Raw genomic sequence first — 19,187 nt, forward strand, 5'->3', positions numbered from 1 at the left:
TAATGAGGATCCTGCTGGGCCGTAGCGTCAGCAAGGCCGCCAAGAGCCAATAGTGCTGCAAGGTAAAGTTTCTTCATTGGTAGTCAGTCAGTTTAGTTAGTCAAATAGGGTCTAAGACATTTGTTGCTGCTACCTTCAACTATGTTATCGGGCAGCAGCAACAATTATTAGACTGAATTTACTTCAGAAGGTTTAATCAATATTTAAAAATTAACTATTCCTGCCTGTTAATGTAGACCCATCCTGTCCTGGTTTCTCCATTAGTACGCTCAATAGAATAGTAATAGGTGCCTGTTGGCAGCTCTTCGCCACCTTTACCCTGGCCATGCCATTCTTTAGTATAGTTGCTTTTGCTGTATACTTCCTGGCCATATCGGTTAAAGATGCTAAGTTTAGCCACATCAAAGCCGCTAAGGTCAAACTCATCGTTCATAGTGTCGCCATTTGGCGAAATACCTTTAGGGATGTCGCACGAAATAACATCAACAATAGCTTCTCCTTTAGCAGGACACCCGTTACCGGTAATGGGGGTTACGGTAACCATATATACTCCTGTAGCATTCACTACAAGTGTTACATCGGTGCCTTTAGTAGTTCCGTTGCTGTCCACCCATTCAACGGTTACATTATCTGGAGTATAAATACCTTCGCTATCAAGTATAACTTCCAGTGTATATTTTCCGTTATCGCATCCCTGCGTCACGTCTATAGATGGCGAATCATTCCTGGTTACAGTAAACGAAAGTAATCCGGTACAGTTTGTAGGCTCATAAACTATGTGTACATATATAGTCTGCAAAGCTACTGTCGTATCATAAGGAGAGGCCAATGGGTTAGCACCCGAGTTCGCGTCAGCCTGCGTCAGGTGGTACGTTATTGTCAGGTCTTCGGGGTTAAGTGTTCCTGTTATTATGCTGTCGTTCGAACTAAGGTCAAACTGAGCTGTTCCGTCTTCAGAACATTCTACAAGATTTTCGGGAGCTTTTACAATACTCTCTACCGGAGCATAAAACTCAATAAGCACGCTGTCTCCGGCGATACAATTAGCACCCGACACCTGCGCTTCCAGTCTGTAAGTTCCTGTTTGGGTTACCGTAAGGGTAGCAGCTGTTGCGCCTACGATTTCAACATCATCTTTATACCATTTAAAAGTAAAGACAGAAGGGCTCAGGCCGCTTTCTATGGTGTGGCTTGCCGAAGAACATATTGCTGTACCGTCAGCAACGGTAAGGTCCGGGCCAAGGGTTGTACTGCCTATGTTAAAGCTTCCTGCCGCAAGGAATACTGCCGAATCCAGCCTTGTATCCTCAAAGTCTCCGCCTCTGTCGGCAATTACCATTTTAATATGATAAGTAGTATTAGGTACTACAGATGCCCTTGCTGTCATAGGTATGGTCTCACCAAGGAAATTAGTAGCCGCTACGGGACCGTTAAGTACTCCTTCATTGTATTTTCCAAAGTATTCAACGTTTTCCGAAGAACACTGGTTGTTAAATTGCCTGTCTCGGATAGTAACTACCGAAACCGGTATTGTCGTGTTCGGAACCAGTGCCACGTTGCGGGTATTGCCTTCGTTGTCAGTCAGCAAGAATGCAAATGAGTCAGAGAAATCACACTGGAAAGTTCCGTATTCTTCTGATGCAAAAAGGAAGTCAAAACTCATCTCGTCAATCAGCGGTACAAAGTCAAATTCCAGTATTGTAGCATTGGTAGAATTCATAGGAATTCCCGTTTGTGCAAGTACAAGGGCATCCAGGTCGGCATCACCTGTCCATGATTTATCACCCGTTTCAATAGAGCTTTTTTCAGGTCCGGGCGCGCGCATGGCATCACCAGTCATTAAAAGAAGGCCTTTTTCGATAGGGAATGATGAACCATTCTTTTCAAAATAAGCAATCCCGTTAGGGCCAACTTCTCCAAATTCATTGGTAAATGCTGTTCCTGTAGAATAGGTAATATTGCTTATCTGTGCACACTCAGAGTTTATAAGCACATCGTTAACCAGCTGCTCAACGGTATATGTGGTGTTGTCAACTACAATTGGAGGCAGTATGTTACGGATACAAATGTCAAATGTTGTTGTCTTACCCGGTTCGGTAAATACACGCAGCATATACTTTTGGCCTATAATAAGATTTTCGGCGTTATAGGTTTGGCTGTATTCGTTACAACCCATAAATTCCAATGTATCACAATCTCCTTTGTATAACCCAAAATGAAGGGTTGTCATGTCAGAAATATTAAGGAATGTAATATTGTGTGTTTTCTGTGTTGCAACAAACTCAAACCATACATCATTAGGGAAATCGTAAAAACAGATACCCGGATATGTAGATGCTACAGCACCTGCTACTGTAGCCCCCGTCAGGATCGTACAGTCTATGCCGTTATTGATGGTAAGCGGAATGGCATTCTCGCAATCATCATTGGTTATAACTGTGGTAAACTTAAACGGTCCGTTCCAGATGCTGTTTGCAGTACCACAAACCGATCTGATATAAAAACTGTATGCCGTTCCCGATAGCAGTCCTGTCGCAGTATATGGGTTGTCAGACGTTATGATGCCTGGTCCGGACGGAGCTCCCAGGGTTGTAGGCTGTACTACGATTTCCCATTGGGTCTCATTGTTGCCCGCAGTCCATGAAAGCTGTGCCGATGTGGTTGTAACGTTGTTTACAGCCAGGTTATAAGGGTCGGTACAGCCAATAACAGCTTCTACCTTTACATCGTCAATATAAATAAACATCCCTGAGCCGTTTTCAGTAATTGTCGGGCCATGCCAAGCAATATAAACTGTTCCGCTGTATGCGCTCAGGTCTACCACCTGCTTAATGTAGTAACTGTTGTTGTATATAGTCACAGGAACCAAAGTAGCTGTAAAATCGGCCGGATTTGTACCGGTTGTAGAAAGCAGTACTTCGATTGCAGTAGGATAAATATTTTCGTTTGCCCTGTATTCATAGCTCAACCTTTCGTTACCTGTAAGGTTAAGTGCAGGAGATATTAACCAGTCATCGTTAAAAGGACTGAAGTTGGCATTGAAACGTGCCGATGCATCACCTTCAAATGGTTTCTCAGGATTGCTTAGCTGCCATCCGTCATCGCCGCCGTTAGCATCAAAAATCTTCCAGCAGTTGGTAGTCGACGAATCGCTGTTGAATGTTTCATGGAAAGGTACATCAAGAGGGTTGCAGGCTGTGGCAAAAGCAAACGGGCCTACCCATTCGCTGTTGCCGTTCGTTCCGCCACAAGCAGCCCTTACATAGAATTCATAAGGTGTGTTGGCGGTTAGTCCGTTAGCGTTATACGGGTTAGTAGTTGTTACACCGTTGCCTGTTGGTACTCCGCTTCCGGGTGCCTGCACAACTATGTTCCACGATGTTTCCATAAATCCTGCAGTCCATCCCAACTGTGCCGAGGTCGTCGTGATGTTACCTGCGGTAAGGGCATCAGGCTCGGGGCATGGCGGTATGTTGTCAATAATAACATTATCTATAAGCAGTGTGCCTATACCTCCTTCGGCTATCCATGCAATATGTATGGTGCTGCCGGCAGGTATGGTATTCATATAAATCTCATATTCTTGATAATTGCCATTGCTGTATGTAGCCGAAGGCAAAAGCTCAGTGGTAAAATCGTCAGGATCGTTACCTGTGGTCGAAAGCATTACCTTAAAGCGGCTGTTAGCACCCCAAAATCCGTTAACGGCTTGATGAAAGCGCAGGCGCTGATTAGCCGGTATTACAATTTGAGGGGTTATAAGCCAGTCGATATTGCCATTTACAAATTCGGGATCTAAAGCAGCTGCTTCATCACCTTCAAAAGGCTGGCTTACATTGTCAAGATTCCACACAGCGGCACCGCTCACATTTCTTGTTACCCAGCAGCCCTGCGTTGCAGAATCGCTATTGAAAGTTTCGGTAAAAGGAGCATTTATGGCAGGGCATAATGTAGAAAATGTTACAGGGCCTACCCATTCGCTAAACATGAACCCACAGTTCGCCCTTACATAAAACTCATAAGGTGTGTTCGGGTCAAGACCGCTGGCGTTGTAGCTCTGAAAACTGGTATCTGTACCGCCCGAAGGTATACCAGTACCGGCAGGCTGCAGTACGTACTGCCACGATGTAGCATTACCATACTCAGACCAGCTGATGTTTACACTTTGAGTTGTCGCATCAACGGCCTGTACAGCTACAGGGTAAGGACATAAAATTTCCTTTATGTTCAATGTATAGGCAGTGTTTTCAGTAGCCCATGATGTCGAAATTACTATGTAGTAAGTTGTTCCTGCAGTAACATTTATCTGTCCTATAGAAAGGTTTGCCGTTGAGTCTCCGTTAAAAGCAGCTGCATAACATTCGGTGCCTATATTGGCACAGCTATCATATATAAATAAACCGGCATACGTACCGCTAAGATCATTTGCGCTAACCGATATTATTTTATCGGTATCAGGTGTATATGCATATACTACCTCATAGCCGCTCAGGTATTCTTCAGAGTCAGGTGTGCCGCAGCTTGTACCCGTGCTGCCGGAATAGTCGTTACCATAGGCCAGAGTATTTCCGGCATCGGTATAAGGCATAACGTTAACCAGCTTAGGTACATTACAGGTTGCTCCCGTAATCACGGTGTTGAACAGGAAAGGCCCTGCCCAGTCGCTTGGTACGTTTCCTGTACATATTGCCCTTACATAAAATTTGTATGGTGTGCCTTCGGTCAGTCCGTCGGCATGATAAGGCAGGGTGCCGTTGTAGGGCTCGCCCGTCTCTGTAAGTACTTCAGATGCCGGTAACACCTGTATTTCCCATTGTGTAGAACCCGAAGGTGTATCCCAGGTCAGGTTGGCCGTTGTTAGTGTAATGTCAGAAGCATTAAGATTTTCGGGCATAAGGCATTTTTCGGCTACCCTTATATCGTCTAACAGCCAGCGGTCCATGTTGTCGCCTTTCATTATAAAAGCAATATAAACATTGCTGCCTTCAAACTCTTCCGGAATGTTTATGATATGCTCTTTATAATCGGGCAGTCCTGGATTAATTTCGTCTTCAGTCCAGGTTTGCAGCAGCGAATAGTTCGCCATTGTGGTCTGTCCCGGAGCCGAAGATATTCTCACCTCATAAATACTCCCCTGATCCAGGGTCATGGTCAGCCGCGAGAAAAAGCGTAGCTGTGCATTTGCCGGAACAGTAAATTGTGGTGTTATAAGCCAGTCTTCGGGAATACCTACAGATACATTCTCCCTGTTCAGGTAAGCGGCATAGGTTCCTGTATATGGTGGTAAAAAATCGTTGTTTGCAGGGCTTCTTGCCCAGGTAACATTGGTGCCTATACCATTGTCGGTAATGCCCCATCCTGCCGGTGGCCAGGTACCCTCAAATCCTTCTTGTGCCAGCTGCGCTTTACAGCACACGGATAGAATAAAGAAGGTGATGAATAAGATAAGTTTTTTCATAGCTTTTTGTTAGTTCAAAAAGGCATGAGCGCTTCAAAATGAAAACACCCGCACCTAAGTATTTGTTTGTAGGTGCTAAGGTTGTCTTAAAGTTGCGTCGAAAGCAAAAAAATAACATGGAATTAGTGTGACATAAAACCCTAAAAACAGCGACAGGTTTTTTATAGCGCTGAAATGTAGTCGAATAGCGAAGTGTTCTCGGGAAGGCTCATTTTAGAAGCGATGCGCTCTTTTCTTTTGCGGCATGCTTCGGCAGTTATGTTCAGCATCGATGCAATTTCCTTAGTGCTAAGGTTCATGTAGATGTACGACAGGAAGCGTATATCGTTTGCAGTAAGCGATGGGTGCAGTGTTTTCAGCTGGCTTATGAAACCGTGGTTCACCTCTTCAAAATGGGTAATGAAGCTATCCCATTCGTCATCGGTTTTCAGGTGGCTTTCCAGCATTTTAATTTGTGTTGCGAGCGATTTATTCTTTACCACCTCGGGCGAACCGGAAAGTGTGTTTATCACTTCTTCTATCAGTTGATTCCTGCCTGATAAATACAGGGCTTTGGCCGACAGTTTACGGTTACGTGCTTCGAGCTCGTTTTTAAGGCGTTCTTCTTCAAGCAGGGCTGCAGTTTCTTTTTCGCGATGTTCTGTTTTTTCTTTTTCAAGCTCAAGGGCGATTACCTGTTCATTGCGTTCGGCAATTACCTTTTTTTGCTTTTGCTTGGCAAGCATATTGCGTAAACTCAGAATAACAAGAGTTACGCTTATTACAATAAAACCTATGATGTAGTAAAACAGCCTGCGTTCGCTGGTGCGTTTTTCGCGGTTAATGGTTATCTGGTTCTTATAGTCCTGTATCTCAAATTTTACCCTGCTGTTTTCAAAGAGCCTTCCGTTTTTAATGTTGTTCAGGTTCTCCTCGGCTTTCATTACAGAGTCTTTGTATTGTAGCGCAAGGTCAAACTGTTTGGTTTTGGCGTATGCCTGAGAAAGAAACCCGAAGGCAGTTTTTTTGGTTTCGGGGTTGGCAGCATCGGCAAGTATCTTCTTTGCTTCGGTTTCGGCCTGCTTATAATTGCCTTCTTTCAGATAGGCTTCAACAATAACCAGCAGGAGCTGGGTACCAATGTTGTTGAATTTCCTGTCGGGAACAGTCTTGTAAAGGTCTTGTGCCTTTTCTCTTGCCTGGCGGGCATTGCCCGTAAGCAAATCGTTTTGGACCAGTGTTATCTGGGCCATATTAAAAAGGTTGGGTTCGTTCTTAAAGTAAGGAAGCGATTCGAGTATGTATTTTTTTGCTGTAGCGGCTTCGCCTATCTCATTGTGTACACTGCCAAGGTTCATGGCATAGAGGCCAATTTTTATAGAGTCTTTGTTTTCTTTAGCAATGTCGTATGCTTTTTTAAAATATTCCCTGGCCTTCTGATGATTGTTCTCTTTAGAATATAAAATAGCAATATTATTCAAAACTACCATTTCAGAGGTAGGTTCCAGGTATCGCAGCGCGATATTATAGCTTTCCAAATAATAATTAAGCGCTTCGCCATAGTCCAGCATTTCAAAATAGTTGGCACCTATGTTATTTGTAGCCAGGAATAACTGTTTATGCCAATGGTTCTTTTCGGCCATTGAGCGTGCGCGGGTAAGCAGTTCCAGTGATTTCACGTGGTCTTTCTTCCACATGGCATCAACCCCCTTTACGATAAGGGAGTCACATTGGGCTATGGTAAAGGCTTGAGCCGGCATGTATAAAAACAGTAATAACAGCAGAGTTACTGCTGCTTTGGTGTGCCGGTAATGCTTATGTATACTCACGCAAAAAAATCTTTTTTCAGTTCAAAGATAGTTAATAAGTTTCAGCAATAAAAAAAGCCCTTCGCGATAAAGTGAAGGGCTTTTTTTAAAATGTTTTATTATGCTTTTTTGCCAGAGGCTTCAAGGTTACGCTCAATTTTGTGTCCCGGGCGCGACCATTTTGGCTTTTCGCCAAGCGGTGCAAACTCAGAATCTTCAGCTTCTACCGTCTTAGGCTGTGATACTTTTGTAAATGGTTTTTGCGGGATAAGGCCAAGCATCTCGAACATTTTCATGTCTTCGTTTACATCCGGGTTAGGGGTAGTAAGCAGCTTGTCTCCTGCAAAAATAGAATTGGCTCCAGCAAAGAAACACATCGCCTGGCCTTCACGGCTCATTTGTGTGCGACCTGCTGATAGTCTTACCTGGGTGTCAGGCATTACGATACGGGTAGTAGCTACCATACGTATCATTTCCCATATCTCAACTGGTTTTTCATCTTCCATCGGAGTACCTTCTACAGCTACAAGCGCGTTGATAGGCACTGATTCCGGCTGTGGGTTAAGCGAAGCAAGCGCAACAAGCATTCCTGCCCTGTCTGCAACACTCTCTCCCATACCTATGATTCCGCCGCTGCATACGGTAACGTTAGTTTTCCTTACGTTCTCAATGGTCTGCAGGCGGTCTTCGAAACCACGTGTAGAGATAACTTCTTTATAATACTCTTCAGAGGTGTCAAGGTTGTGGTTGTAAGCATACAGTCCTGCTTCTGCAAGGCGTTTTGCCTGATTTTCGGTAATCATGCCCAGAGTACAGCAAACCTCCATATCCAGTTTGTTAATGGTTCTCACCATTTCCAGTACCTGGTCAAATTCCGGTCCGTCTTTTACGTTTCTCCATGCAGCACCCATACAAACACGTGATGATCCGCTTGCTTTAGCACGAAGTGCCTGAGCTTTTACCTGCTGAACCGCCATAAGGTCATTGCCTTCTACACCGGTGTGGTATCTGGCAGCCTGAGGGCAGTAACCGCAATCTTCGGGACATCCTCCTGTTTTTATAGACAGTAATGTCGAAACCTGTACCACGTTAGGGTCATGGTTTACCCTGTGTACCGATGCCGCTTCATATAGAAGGTCCATCATCGGTTTATTATATAAGGCTATAATTTCTTCTTTAGTCCAGTCGTGCCTTTTTGTTGTCATATTGGTAAATTAAATTGCGTCAAAAGTAGCAAATTCCTCTTATGTACAGAAATATCTGCAGTAAAGATTAATGCCTGTTATGCGCAACGTCGTCTACTTTGTTGATTTTTTCTACCTTGTCTTTCCAATATTGCATCAGTGCAAACGATACTATTACCGATGCTGCAACACCTTCTACCGTAAGTCCGGTGACAAATTGGTACAGTGATGGTTCTCCGCCAAATATGTAACTGCCCGCATATTTTTGCAGGTATTCGTTAGCGCCTCCATGATCCTTGCCCATGTATTCTATGTAGCCGATAAAGCTGAACAGTCCCAGCGCAAGGCTAATGATCGCTGTAAAGATACCCGAAACAAGGTTCGTGAAATATCCATAAATATGTTCCTCATAGTTGCCTTTTATCGTTCTGTTTACACCATAGATAACAAATACAAAGTTTAGAAGCCTTACATAGATCTGGTCCGACCAGCCTATCATTTCTACAAGCAGAAAAAATAAAGCTATACCCACATAAATGATAAAACCGTTTATCGTGATTCTTGAAAAATTCATAGTTTTTATTGTTTTGTGTTTATATTCAGTTAATAAATTGTGTGACAATATATTGGTTAAAAATACACCACAAACACGCTATGGGCCGTGATGTATTTATACCCGAATTTAGGCATAAAACGGCACATGTAGATGAAGATTAATAAAAATTTAATAAAACAATTAAGATAAAATTGGCAAATTGCCTTATCGGTTGTGTTTTATTTATTTTCAGGAAGAAGTATCCAGTCGCAATGGAAAAAATAATCCCATTTGGCGGCTGCCAGATCAGTTTTAGGATCTATCAGGGTAACATAAGGCCCGCCGTTTATATTCACGCGGGTGTCGGCATACACTGCTACATCTTTACCCTGTGATGCAAACTGCCTGTGTATGTATTGGGCAGCCTGCCAGATCATATCGGGTTTGGTTTCCATGCTGCTTATCTGTTTGTAGGTAAAAGCCTTGTGGATGTCAAAGAACAACAGTTCGCCATTGGCTTTGTTAACCACCTTAAAGTTTGTCGATCCGCCACGGGAGCGCAGCATCATCCTCCAACTCAGGCGGTGGCCTTCTTCGGTCAACAGCACATCGCCTTTAATAAGGTAATGCCTCAGCGGCAGTAACAGCTGAAGGATAAGGTAGGGAACAAAGAAATACAGCAGTATGTTCTTTCCTTCTGTAGTTGGTTGCCCTGCGTCTTCTGCGAAGGGTTTCTTTTTAAAGAAAATTTTCCTAATGGTATCCGGCGGATAAAAGAAAACGGCAAAACTCAGGGCAAAAAACGGGAAGATACCTATCTGTAAGGTAATCGAATTGAAGATGTGAAAAATGATGGAAGCCACAAACGCTATGGTGCGCGTTCTCTTAAACAGCATAAGCGGAACTACAAGAAGGTCAAACGCCATACCCGAGTAAGTGATGAACAGGTAGAACCACTTTTGCGTCATGATCTCATTCAGCGTGGGGTTGGTAACCGACCGGTCAAGCAGGTCGTGTACAAAAGTGCCACTCAGCCATCCCGGATAAAATTTGGCCAAGGTAGCATAAAAATATACGATGGTTACCTGAAGGATCATTACCCACGAGCACCACGCGGGCATCGTAAGCTTTTGAAGGGATGGGTTTTGTTTAGCGTCTACCGATGCATAACGGTTTGCAGGAAGGAAAAGCATGATAAGGCATACCAGCAGCAAAAGGTAGTAGTGGTTGTTGTAGGAGGTCTTCTGCATAAAATATACACCGCCCCAAAGCAATGTATATAGTCCCAGTGTCCAGCGGTATTTGTAGCCGATCATGACCAGCACGCCTAAAATTCCCATTACGACAAAGTAAGCATACATGCCATAACCGGGAAGCGGCTGCAGCCACTCAAGGCCAATATGCGAAAAGGTATAGGTTGGGTCTATAAAATTGCTTTTTACCCAACCGGTAAGTATGGCGCCAAAGGTTTCGCAGGCCAGCAGGAAACCTAAAAAGATCCTGAAAATAATTAACGGGGCGTTATCTATTTGGAGGAACAGGCGCTGTTTCATAGGCTATGGGTCTTAAAATAAGCGAGCGAATCCTGCCTGTCCTGTTCCAGCTGCTGTTTCAGGGCATCAAACGATTCGAATTTTATTTCGTCGCGCAGCCTGTGGTGCAGGCTCACGGTTATCTTTTTACCGTACAGGTCTTCGTTAAAGTCGTGGTAGTGCACTTCAATGGTAGTGCCCACGCCGCTAACAGTAGGCCGGGTGCCAATGTTCATCATGCCCTGAACGGTCTTGCCGTTAATCTCTGATGATACCACATAAACGCCATTGGCGGGGATAAGCTTATAGCTTTCTGTTGGTTCAATGTTAGCCGTAGGGAAACCGATGGTCCTGCCCAGCTGTTTGCCGTGAACCACGGTGCCGTTAATGAAGTATGGGTAACCAAGATAATCGTTGGCAACATCTATATGCCCTTCATTAAGTGCTGTGCGTATTTTGGTCGAACTTACCGATACCTCGTTGATCTCAAGTGCCGATATCTTCTCTACTTCAAAACCATACTCCTGCCCGAAACGGATAAGATCGTCTATGTTGGCAGTGCGGTTACGGCCAAAACGGTGATCGTGGCCTATGATTATTTTAGAGATGTTCAGGCTGTCTACCAGAATATCTTTTACAAATTCTTCGGCGGTAAGCCTGGAAAAGACCATGTCGAACGGGTGGATGATAAGGTTGTCGATACCCGCTTTTTCAAGCAGGGCCGCCTTTTCATCTATGGTGTTGAGTAATTTAAGGTCGCTGTTTTGCTGCAGAACCATTCGCGGATGCGGGAAAAAAGTAAGCACAACGCTTTCGCACCCCGATGATTTGCTGCTGTTTATGAGTTTTTCCAGTATGCTTTTGTGGCCTTTATGCACGCCGTCAAAAGTACCCAGGGTAACAATGGTCCTTGTGGTTGAGGTAAACTCCTGTATTGAATTGAAAATTTTCAAACCTATTCTATATGTTCCGCAAATTTAACTATCTGAATCCAATTAAATTATCTTCTTTGGTTTTTTTTGTTGTTGGTTGTAGGTTGATGGTTGTCGGAGGTCACAATGGTGGGTTCTGTGTATTAACTGCGAGTGAAGGCAACGGAGCACGGCAATTGTGGCAACAGATATGTGAAAATTTAAAAGTAAGGAAATACAATGTTATAATAAAAGAATTAATTTGGTGGATATATTTTTGATATAATCTTCTGATTCAACATTTAACTTAATCTGTTCACGATATGGCAAAATCCTTTTTAGTTCTGGTGTTGGCTGTTTGCAGTATTGCATCTATAAAATACAGGCTGCTTAGTGACGGAATTACAAAAGTTCCCAGAGACGCTACTTTCTTTGATAAACAGTACAGAGATAAATATAATGTGAGCATGCCTGAGGGGGCAGATACTACAGCCCTTTATGTAGAACGCTATTATGTAGGTTTCGGGGGAGAAGTGTTTGAGCAGGGAAAAGACAGGGAAGGGCAGCTGTTGTCAGTAATCAAATTTTACCCCAACGGATGTGTTAATGAATTTTTTATAGGAAACAATCAATTGGAACAGCTGCCCGAACTCGATCCCGAAGTGAGGGGGTACAGAGGTGTATCATTTGTAAAGAAAAATGAAAGGGTACTGGATATGGCGGTGCCTATTAATGAATTATATCATTTAGGAATCAAATCGAACAAAATTGAGATCAAAGGAGATACTCTCGTTGTATTAAACTCCAGGAGCAATAGTGAATATATTTACATAAAGTATAAAAATAAACAGATACAAAATAAGTATAAGGCTGTTTGGTAAATTTACCTGATGGCGCGGATTTACTTTGTCGGTTCGGGCGAAGCCCTCAGGTGCCATCCGTGTTGTTGTGTCACGCTCGCATCGGCGGAGCTATTTTGCCGCTTTCTTTCCTGTAAAGAAGCAAAGCCAGTCCCAAAGCAAAGATTACGCAGCTTAGTACCATGAGTATTCCGTTTTTCAGTATAAAAAAAGAGAAGCCTACAGCGGGCGCTCCAAGTATGACCATTAAGGAACTTATGGTGTTGGTTTTAATGAAATTTGCGGCATGTAATGCCAGTCCGAAAAAAAGCAAAGACGGGCCAATAATGATAAAAGGATATAAGATTGACGGGGTATTGCTTATGTGTTCGCTTAATTGTTCTTTGGCTGCTTCATCATTGCCAAAACTCCACATTATAAAGTCAATGGTACAGAGGCCTATATGGGCGATAATGCCTAAAGTGGTTACAACAGACGCCACGGAATTAAGCTTGTTCTTCGGGAATACGTTATTAAAGGAAAACAGTAATACTGCGCCTGTTAAATTGAACCAGTGTGCAAAATCTATCGGCTCCTGAAACCAGGACAGTTTAGCGCCCTGCGAGAACATTACATAGCTCAATGTAAACAGCAATAACCCAATTGCGCAACTATTTTTGTGTGTCATAACTTCATTAGTTTTGAACGATTGTTTTTAAAAACTGACAATTCCTTTTTTTGTCTTTACCGGCACGGATTGCAAATCCGCGCTATTGGACAACGATTCTCCGAAAAAAATGTATCATATCATCCATCTATAATCACCCCTTGTTTCGGTAAATCTTGTCCTTAATGAGTTTTAGCAATTCCGGAGAATCTTCCTTAATCTGTCCATTGACAAAAATTGTAAAATGCTCGCCCATACAAATTGTATCGGTAATATCTCCATGATGATAGACAATTCTGATTCTAGTATCAATACTCCTTGTTTCTTCGGAATCTTTCAGTTCATGATATAAGATCATAAATTTTTTAATAAATTTCTCATCTTGAATATGCATGCTTTTTGTGCCATAAATTTTTGGCTTGACAATATCACATGGTATACTGAAAGAAGTTAATGCGTTTTCTTTCATGTAATATATTTCTAAATATTTTACTTCTATCTTTTTACACGAGAAGAAAAACAATAATAATATTAACAGATATTTCATTTTTAATCTTTTGTTCTTTTATATTTATTACTATTAATATCTGTACATGGAATTACCATCGTACCACCTATCTTATTATAAAGTTCTGATGTTGCAGATACGTTTACCTTGTTTGATGTGGGCAAATTCGTGATTACCGGTAGCCGATGGCGCGGATTTTCAATCCGTGTAACTTATAAATATCTAAGATTTAAAACTGATAAATCTTTTTTGTCTTTACCGGCACGGATTGCAAATCCGCGCTATCGTACGCGAGATATTTACAACATATCCGAGCCATCTGGTGCGTGACGCTCGCGTTCGCGTGAAAGAAAATTATATATCAATGATTTTATAATCAATAGAATCTTTATCCCTTGCTTTAAAAACAGGATTTGGAACTATATTTAGATCCCCTTTTACTCTAACATAATAAACCTTTTGCTTCGTCAATAAATCAATTGCAAATATAGTATCTTCATTAAATTTGATAATTTTCTCAGAGTCTTTCATAAATTTAAAAATTGAATCCTCTGATATACTCCATTTTTCCTTAGACATATCAATTCCGTCAGTAAAAAGCCTTCTTATGTTTTTTTCCTTGTCATATGAATATTTGACTACTTTACCGTTCTTATCGAAGCTAAAAGTAAAACCATAATATTCAGATCGAACTCTTGGCCATTCATAGTTCCAATATTGAATCGAATCCTTACAAATCAAATATTTCAGGTTGTTTTCTTTGGGGCTACAAGCGCAAAAAAGGATTGCTATTAAAATTATTTTTTTCATAATTTTCTCTGGAATTTAGTAGTGTCTGGATGGGGAATTGCAATCGACGTCATTTAATAATCCAATAATCCAGCTACCTCACCACAACATCCACAATTTTTGTCTTTTGTCCGTGAACAATTTGAGGTATCTCGATATGCAGTTTGTTGTCCTTATAGTTAAGGGTGCCTTCTTTTATGATATAAATTCCGGCTTTGCCGGGGCAATAGCACTGCACGTTAAGAAGCATCTTTACTTTTTGGATATCCGCACCTGAATAGTTGAGATTTTTGGCGTTGCCATCAGTCTCAAAAATGATGGTTTCGCTGTAGCCGGCATCCATAAGGTTAGGGTCTGTAATTTTCTTGTGGGTATATTTAAATACGGTTTTGCCGGGGGCATCCTTCAGGTTAAAGTAGGTATGGCCGGTATCGTCAGTCTTTATGTCAAGGCTCTTGTCCTTCAGTATCTCAAAGTTGCAAACAGCCCTCTCAGGGCAGGGAGAAGTTACTTCGGCACCCTTCATGGACTCGGAGACAGTTTCTTTTCCGGCTTTGCAGCAAACTAAAAATAACGAGGCAATTAGCAGTAAGCATATTTTTTTCATAAACGAAAGGTACGAAAATTCCTTTACCACAAAAATTCATAAGCAATTTCGGAATAATGATAACCATATCACAATGTTAAAATTATGTCATGTAGTCTAAATTAGTATCTTCGTCTTCTGTTAAAAAGAAAAATTTATGAAAAAACGCTTACTTATGGTAATGGCTTCGGCCATGTTTTTCAGTGCGGGATATACCCAGAATGCTATCTGGAACAGGGCTGATGGCAAAAGCATACCACAGTCTGCCCTTATGGACAGGGCATCAGTGCCTTCGCAGTATCATTTATTCAGTCTTGATCTTCAGGGTCTGAAATCAAAGCTGGCCAATGCGCCTATGAGAGGCAGCAATGTGTCTTCGGCTGTAGTGATACAGTTCCCGGACGGTAATGGACAGCTGAAAAGTTTTAAGGTTTATGAAGCTCCGGTTATGCAGCCGGGCCTTGCGGCAAAATATCCGAACTCAAAATCATACGTAGGGCAGGGGATAGAGAACCCGTCGCAGGTTATCCGCCTGAGCATTACCCGCTATGGTCTGCATACCATGCTCTCTACCGACGAAGGTACAGCCTATACCGATCCTTATACCAAAGACGGACTTACAAGCATATCGTATAAAAGGGCGGCAGTAACACCCAGGACTTTCCGTTGCGATGTTACCGAAGTGTCTAAAAAAGACAGGGAACCGCAAATGGCTCCTTTCAGCGTTACGGCTACCGATGGGCAGCTGCGCACCTACAGGCTAGCAATGTCGTGTACTGTAGAATATGCGGCTTTCCATATTCAGGAGGCAGATCTTACTGCCGGAACCATTGAAGAACAGACTGAGGCCGTGCTTGCGGCAATGGTGGTTACCGTAACAAGGGTAAACAGTGTATATGAAAAAGATTTTGCAGTTTCACTGCAGCTGATAGATAATAACGATGAGCTTATCTTTATTACGGCTGATACTTATGATAATGAAAACACAGATAATGCATTGCTTAATGCAAGCCAGGGCGTTATTGATGGTATAGTAGGCTTTGACAGCTACGACATCGGCCACGTGGTGAGTACCGGTGGTGGCGGTGTGGCGCAGTTATGGTCGCCATGCTCAGACAGTAAGGCAAGAGGCATCACGGGGCTTGGGGCACCGGTGGGCGATCCGTATGATATTGACTTCGTAGCACACGAAATGGGCCATCAGTTTGGTGGTAACCATACCTTTAATAACGAATGTGGCGGTAACCGTAGCGATGAAACAGCCTATGAGCCGGGAAGCGGAAGCACGATCATGGCTTATGCCGGCGTTTGTTCCCCGAATGTGCAGGACCATTCTGATGCACATTTCCACAAGCACAGCATTGTTGAGATAACGGATTTCATTAAGGGCTGGGGCGATTGCTCTGTAAATGTACAAACCGGTAACCTTGAGCCAACTGTCGATGCAGGGCCTGACCGTACGATACCCAAAGGAACACCTTTTATGCTTAAAGCAACAGGTGGTGATGTTAGTGTTATACCAAACGCACTGACCTATTGCTGGGAGCAGATGGATCTTGAAATATCGCTTCAGCCACCCGTGGCCGATGCTACGGAAGGACCAAACTTCCGTTCGCTGCCTCCAACAACTTCTCCCGTGCGCTATATGCCATCACTTAGTTCGGTACTTGCTAATAACCTTGCACCAACATGGGAGGTTGTTTCTAATGTTGAGCGCGATTTTAATTTTGTAGTTACGGTAAGGGATAATGATCCTCTTGGCGGACAAACGGCCTATGACGATGTACTGGTGCATGTGTCGGGTGTGGCTGGGCCATTCTTGGTTACCTCGCCTAACACTAATGTGTCATGGCAGGCAGGCAGCAACCAGACCATAACTTGGAATGTTGCTGGAACTACTGCCAATGGCGTTGATGCTGCTTACGTAGATATATTGATGTCTAACGACGGAGGGCTTACCTATCCGGTAGTATTGGCAGCCAAAGTGCCTAATGATGGCAGCGAGATAATAACGGTGCCTACAGGCAACGGTAACAATAAAAGGATAATGGTGAGAGGCTATGACCATATTTTCTACGATATTTCGAATAGTAATTTTACGGTCACGTCGGCGCCGTCTACAATGGCGATATCTGTTGTCAGCCTGCAAAACAGGGTTGGCTGTATTGGCAGCCAGGTGACTTATAATATGCTTTATCAGGCGCTGTCAGGATTTACAGGGGAAACTACCTTTGCACTTACGGGTGCCCCCGAAGGCTCAGTAGTGACTTTTACCCCGAATACAATTTCGGAAACAGACGGTGTAGATGTAACAGTTGCAACGCCCGCAAATGCAGTTCCCGGTTTTTACTCCATGACGGTTACGGCTACGTCGGGTAGTATCAGTAAGATGGTTTCGGTTTACCTTGAGATAATTGATAGTAGTTTTGGTGAGATTGTACTTATGAAACCTGCTAATGGCGTTACAGATATACCCAGTATAGTTCATTTTGAGTGGAATGCTATAGAAGATGCAGGAGGTTATATCATTCAGATAGCTACCGACGAGCAATTTGAAAATATTGTTTTGCATGCAGTAGGAATAGGTAACCGATCAATGGACTACCTTGAAAATAATACCACATATTACTGGAAGATACAGCCGGTTAATGCTACCTGTACTGGTAACAGCAGCGAAGTCTTCAGCTTTACGACAGGAGTAACGACCTGTAATGATCATATGTCAGGAGATGTCCCTGCAACAATTTCCAGCGACGAAGAAGCTGCAATAACCTCTGCTGTTATGGCAACAGGTACTAACCCAATAGACAAGGTAATGGTATATCTTACGATAAACCATAATCGTGTAAAGGATCTTACTGCTGTGCTTAAGAGTCCTGCCGGTACGGAGATAACGCTTTTCCAGAACGTTTGTCACGATGGTGCTATGAATATAGCAACGTTTTTCGATGATTATGGACATGCACTGATGGATTGCGGTACAAACCCTGCGATAGGAGGATACCACGTTATGCCTGCATCGCCATTGAGCGTGCTGAACGGACAGACGCCGCAAGGAACATGGACGCTTACCGTGAGTGATACTACTGCCGGCGTTGGTGGACAGCTGGTGAGTTGGGGACTAAATATTTGCAGTACCGGAGAACTTCCTGTATCGGGTGTTGCTGAGCAGTCTTTTGCAGGACTTACAGTATCGCCAAACCCTAACAGGGGCGACTTTATGGTACAGTTTACATCGGTTACAGGTAATGATATACAGATTGCTGTATATGATATAGGGGGAAGGCGACTGCTGAACGAAACGTTTGCCAATACAGGCCTTATACAGCAGCCAATATCATTATCCCATGCGCAGGCAGGGGTTTATCTTGTAAACATTCATGATGGAGACAATATAGTCATTAAAAAGATAATCATAGAATAGTAAAAGGGACGCGTAAGCGTCCCTTTTTGTTTATTGCAGCCACGAATTATACTAATTCGTGGCTAACCATTTTACTTTCCGTTATAGCTGCTCATGGTATTGGCAAGTCCGGACAGGACAAAAGACTTCACAGCTTCAGACGACATGTCAAGGCGTTCGGATAGTTTTGCGGTTTCTTCGGCATCCCATTCGCCAAGCACATAATCTACTTGTTTACCCTTTTTAAAATCATCACTGATCCCAAAACGGAAACGGGCATAGTCGGCCGTATTCAACACTTGTTGTGTGCTTTTGAGTCCGTTATGGCCGCCATCGCTGCCTTTTGCTTTGATGCGGATGGTCCCGAACGGCAGGTTGAGGTCATCGGTAATTACCAACAGATTCTCCATCGGGATCTTTTCCTGCTCGAGCCAGTATTTTATGGCTTTTCCGCTAAGGTTCATGTAGGTGTTGGGCTTAAGCAGGAAAAGCGTTCTGCCTTTTACGCTCACTTTGGCCATGGCACCCAGTTTAGCAGTCTCAAATGATGCACCTTCCTGTTGTGCGATGCGGTCTACTACCTTAAAGCCTATGTTGTGGCGGGTATTTACATATTCTGCGCCTATGTTGCCAAGGCCAACGATAAGGTATTTTTTCATGGGATCTGTATGTTCTTTTTCCTCTGCTGTATTACTAAAGAGGGAGGTTAACCATTTCATGGGGCAAAAATAAGATTATTTGTTTGATTTGGAGAATTCCATTATTCTATGGTAAGATAATTTGACAACAGGTAGCAGTAAACAGCATGCTGTAAGAATTTTAACCTTATTTTAACAAATTGATTCTAATTTTTGATTCGTTATGTCGTTAATTTTGAGTACGATCCGGTATAAATATAGCTATGAAAACACCCGCCGCATTTTTATTTATTAGCTGAAAGGGATTTTGAAAAACGCTGCTGTGGCTGGCATTAAGGTTACAAATATTA

Annotated in this window: 13 protein-coding genes; 2 read left to right on the forward strand and 11 right to left on the reverse strand. The window is 42.9% G+C overall.

All coding sequences use genetic code 11. The features are described 5' to 3' along the window. Positions 1-214: 214 nt before the first annotated feature. The 6 genes from ACX0HA_RS14985 to ACX0HA_RS15010 all read right to left on the reverse strand — a co-directional run bounded on the left by ACX0HA_RS14985 (position 215) and on the right by ACX0HA_RS15010 (position 11,449). Complete coding sequence (locus ACX0HA_RS14985) at positions 215-5,458, reverse strand: choice-of-anchor J domain-containing protein (protein ID WP_458846114.1); 5,244 nt, start codon at positions 5,456-5,458, stop codon at positions 215-217. A 161-nt stretch (positions 5,459-5,619) separates the two neighbouring features. After that, positions 5,620-7,266, reverse strand: coding sequence for a tetratricopeptide repeat protein (locus tag ACX0HA_RS14990; protein WP_458846115.1), 1,647 nt, complete (start codon positions 7,264-7,266; stop codon positions 5,620-5,622). A 98-nt stretch (positions 7,267-7,364) separates the two neighbouring features. Beyond that, a complete protein-coding gene (gene bioB / locus ACX0HA_RS14995; protein ID WP_458846116.1) occupies positions 7,365-8,450 on the reverse strand; it encodes a biotin synthase BioB in 1,086 nt (361 codons plus the stop codon). Positions 8,451-8,517: 67 nt separating this feature from the next. Beyond that, positions 8,518-9,003 (reverse strand): hypothetical protein, encoded by a 486-nt coding sequence (locus ACX0HA_RS15000; protein WP_458846117.1) that lies wholly within the window; start codon positions 9,001-9,003, stop codon positions 8,518-8,520. A 200-nt stretch (positions 9,004-9,203) separates the two neighbouring features. After that, the gene (locus ACX0HA_RS15005; protein ID WP_458846118.1) at positions 9,204-10,517 is read right to left on the reverse strand and encodes an HTTM domain-containing protein; all 1,314 of its coding nucleotides are present in this window, start codon (positions 10,515-10,517) and stop codon (positions 9,204-9,206) included. Further along, complete coding sequence (locus ACX0HA_RS15010) at positions 10,514-11,449, reverse strand: bifunctional riboflavin kinase/FAD synthetase (protein ID WP_458846119.1); 936 nt, start codon at positions 11,447-11,449, stop codon at positions 10,514-10,516. The genes ACX0HA_RS15005 and ACX0HA_RS15010 overlap by 4 nt, the downstream gene beginning before the upstream one ends. A gap of 281 nt (positions 11,450-11,730) precedes the next feature. Between ACX0HA_RS15010 and ACX0HA_RS15015 the strand changes: the two genes are divergently transcribed. After that, positions 11,731-12,288, forward strand: a complete 558-nt coding sequence (locus tag ACX0HA_RS15015) for a hypothetical protein (protein WP_458846120.1) — start codon at positions 11,731-11,733, stop codon at positions 12,286-12,288. A 70-nt stretch (positions 12,289-12,358) separates the two neighbouring features. On the opposite strand, the gene ACX0HA_RS15020 is transcribed toward ACX0HA_RS15015, so the two are convergent. The 4 genes from ACX0HA_RS15020 to ACX0HA_RS15035 all read right to left on the reverse strand — a co-directional run bounded on the left by ACX0HA_RS15020 (position 12,359) and on the right by ACX0HA_RS15035 (position 14,817). Continuing rightward, entirely contained in the window at positions 12,359-12,934 is a 576-nt protein-coding gene (locus ACX0HA_RS15020; RefSeq protein ID WP_458846121.1) for a hypothetical protein, read from the reverse strand. Positions 12,935-13,067: 133 nt separating this feature from the next. After that, complete coding sequence (locus tag ACX0HA_RS15025) at positions 13,068-13,382, reverse strand: hypothetical protein (protein WP_458846122.1); 315 nt, start codon at positions 13,380-13,382, stop codon at positions 13,068-13,070. Between the two features lie 393 nt (positions 13,383-13,775). Beyond that, on the reverse strand, positions 13,776-14,231 hold the full coding sequence (locus tag ACX0HA_RS15030; protein ID WP_458846123.1) for a hypothetical protein: 456 nt from the start codon (positions 14,229-14,231) through the stop codon (positions 13,776-13,778). Positions 14,232-14,304: 73 nt separating this feature from the next. Further along, positions 14,305-14,817, reverse strand: coding sequence for a hypothetical protein (locus tag ACX0HA_RS15035; RefSeq protein WP_458846124.1), 513 nt, complete (start codon positions 14,815-14,817; stop codon positions 14,305-14,307). 136 nt (positions 14,818-14,953) lie between these two features. Here ACX0HA_RS15035 and ACX0HA_RS15040 point away from each other — a divergent pair, with 136 nt between their 5' ends. Further along, complete coding sequence (locus ACX0HA_RS15040) at positions 14,954-18,220, forward strand: reprolysin-like metallopeptidase (RefSeq protein WP_458846125.1); 3,267 nt, start codon at positions 14,954-14,956, stop codon at positions 18,218-18,220. 71 nt (positions 18,221-18,291) lie between these two features. On the opposite strand, the gene pth is transcribed toward ACX0HA_RS15040, so the two are convergent. Next, the gene (gene pth / locus ACX0HA_RS15045) at positions 18,292-18,918 is read right to left on the reverse strand and encodes an aminoacyl-tRNA hydrolase (protein WP_458846126.1); all 627 of its coding nucleotides are present in this window, start codon (positions 18,916-18,918) and stop codon (positions 18,292-18,294) included. Positions 18,919-19,187 lie beyond the last annotated feature (269 nt).

Source organism: Flavobacterium hauense (genome assembly GCF_054457175.1).

Bases quoted from the DNA above. Each gene is read 5' to 3' on its own strand.
- ACX0HA_RS14985 (WP_458846114.1), bottom strand. From the start codon at position 5,458: ATGAAAAAACTTATCTTATTCATCACCTTCTTTATTCTATCCGTGTGC.
- bioB (WP_458846116.1), bottom strand. From the start codon at position 8,450: ATGACAACAAAAAGGCACGACTGGACTAAAGAAGAAATTATAGCCTTA.
- ACX0HA_RS15000 (WP_458846117.1), bottom strand. From the start codon at position 9,003: ATGAATTTTTCAAGAATCACGATAAACGGTTTTATCATTTATGTGGGT.
- ACX0HA_RS15005 (WP_458846118.1), bottom strand. From the start codon at position 10,517: ATGAAACAGCGCCTGTTCCTCCAAATAGATAACGCCCCGTTAATTATT.
- ACX0HA_RS15015 (WP_458846120.1), top strand. From the start codon at position 11,731: ATGGCAAAATCCTTTTTAGTTCTGGTGTTGGCTGTTTGCAGTATTGCA.
- ACX0HA_RS15020 (WP_458846121.1), bottom strand. From the start codon at position 12,934: ATGACACACAAAAATAGTTGCGCAATTGGGTTATTGCTGTTTACATTG.
- ACX0HA_RS15025 (WP_458846122.1), bottom strand. From the start codon at position 13,382: ATGAAAGAAAACGCATTAACTTCTTTCAGTATACCATGTGATATTGTC.
- ACX0HA_RS15030 (WP_458846123.1), bottom strand. From the start codon at position 14,231: ATGAAAAAAATAATTTTAATAGCAATCCTTTTTTGCGCTTGTAGCCCC.
- ACX0HA_RS15035 (WP_458846124.1), bottom strand. From the start codon at position 14,817: ATGAAAAAAATATGCTTACTGCTAATTGCCTCGTTATTTTTAGTTTGC.
- ACX0HA_RS15040 (WP_458846125.1), top strand. From the start codon at position 14,954: ATGAAAAAACGCTTACTTATGGTAATGGCTTCGGCCATGTTTTTCAGT.
- pth (WP_458846126.1), bottom strand. From the start codon at position 18,918: ATGAAATGGTTAACCTCCCTCTTTAGTAATACAGCAGAGGAAAAAGAA.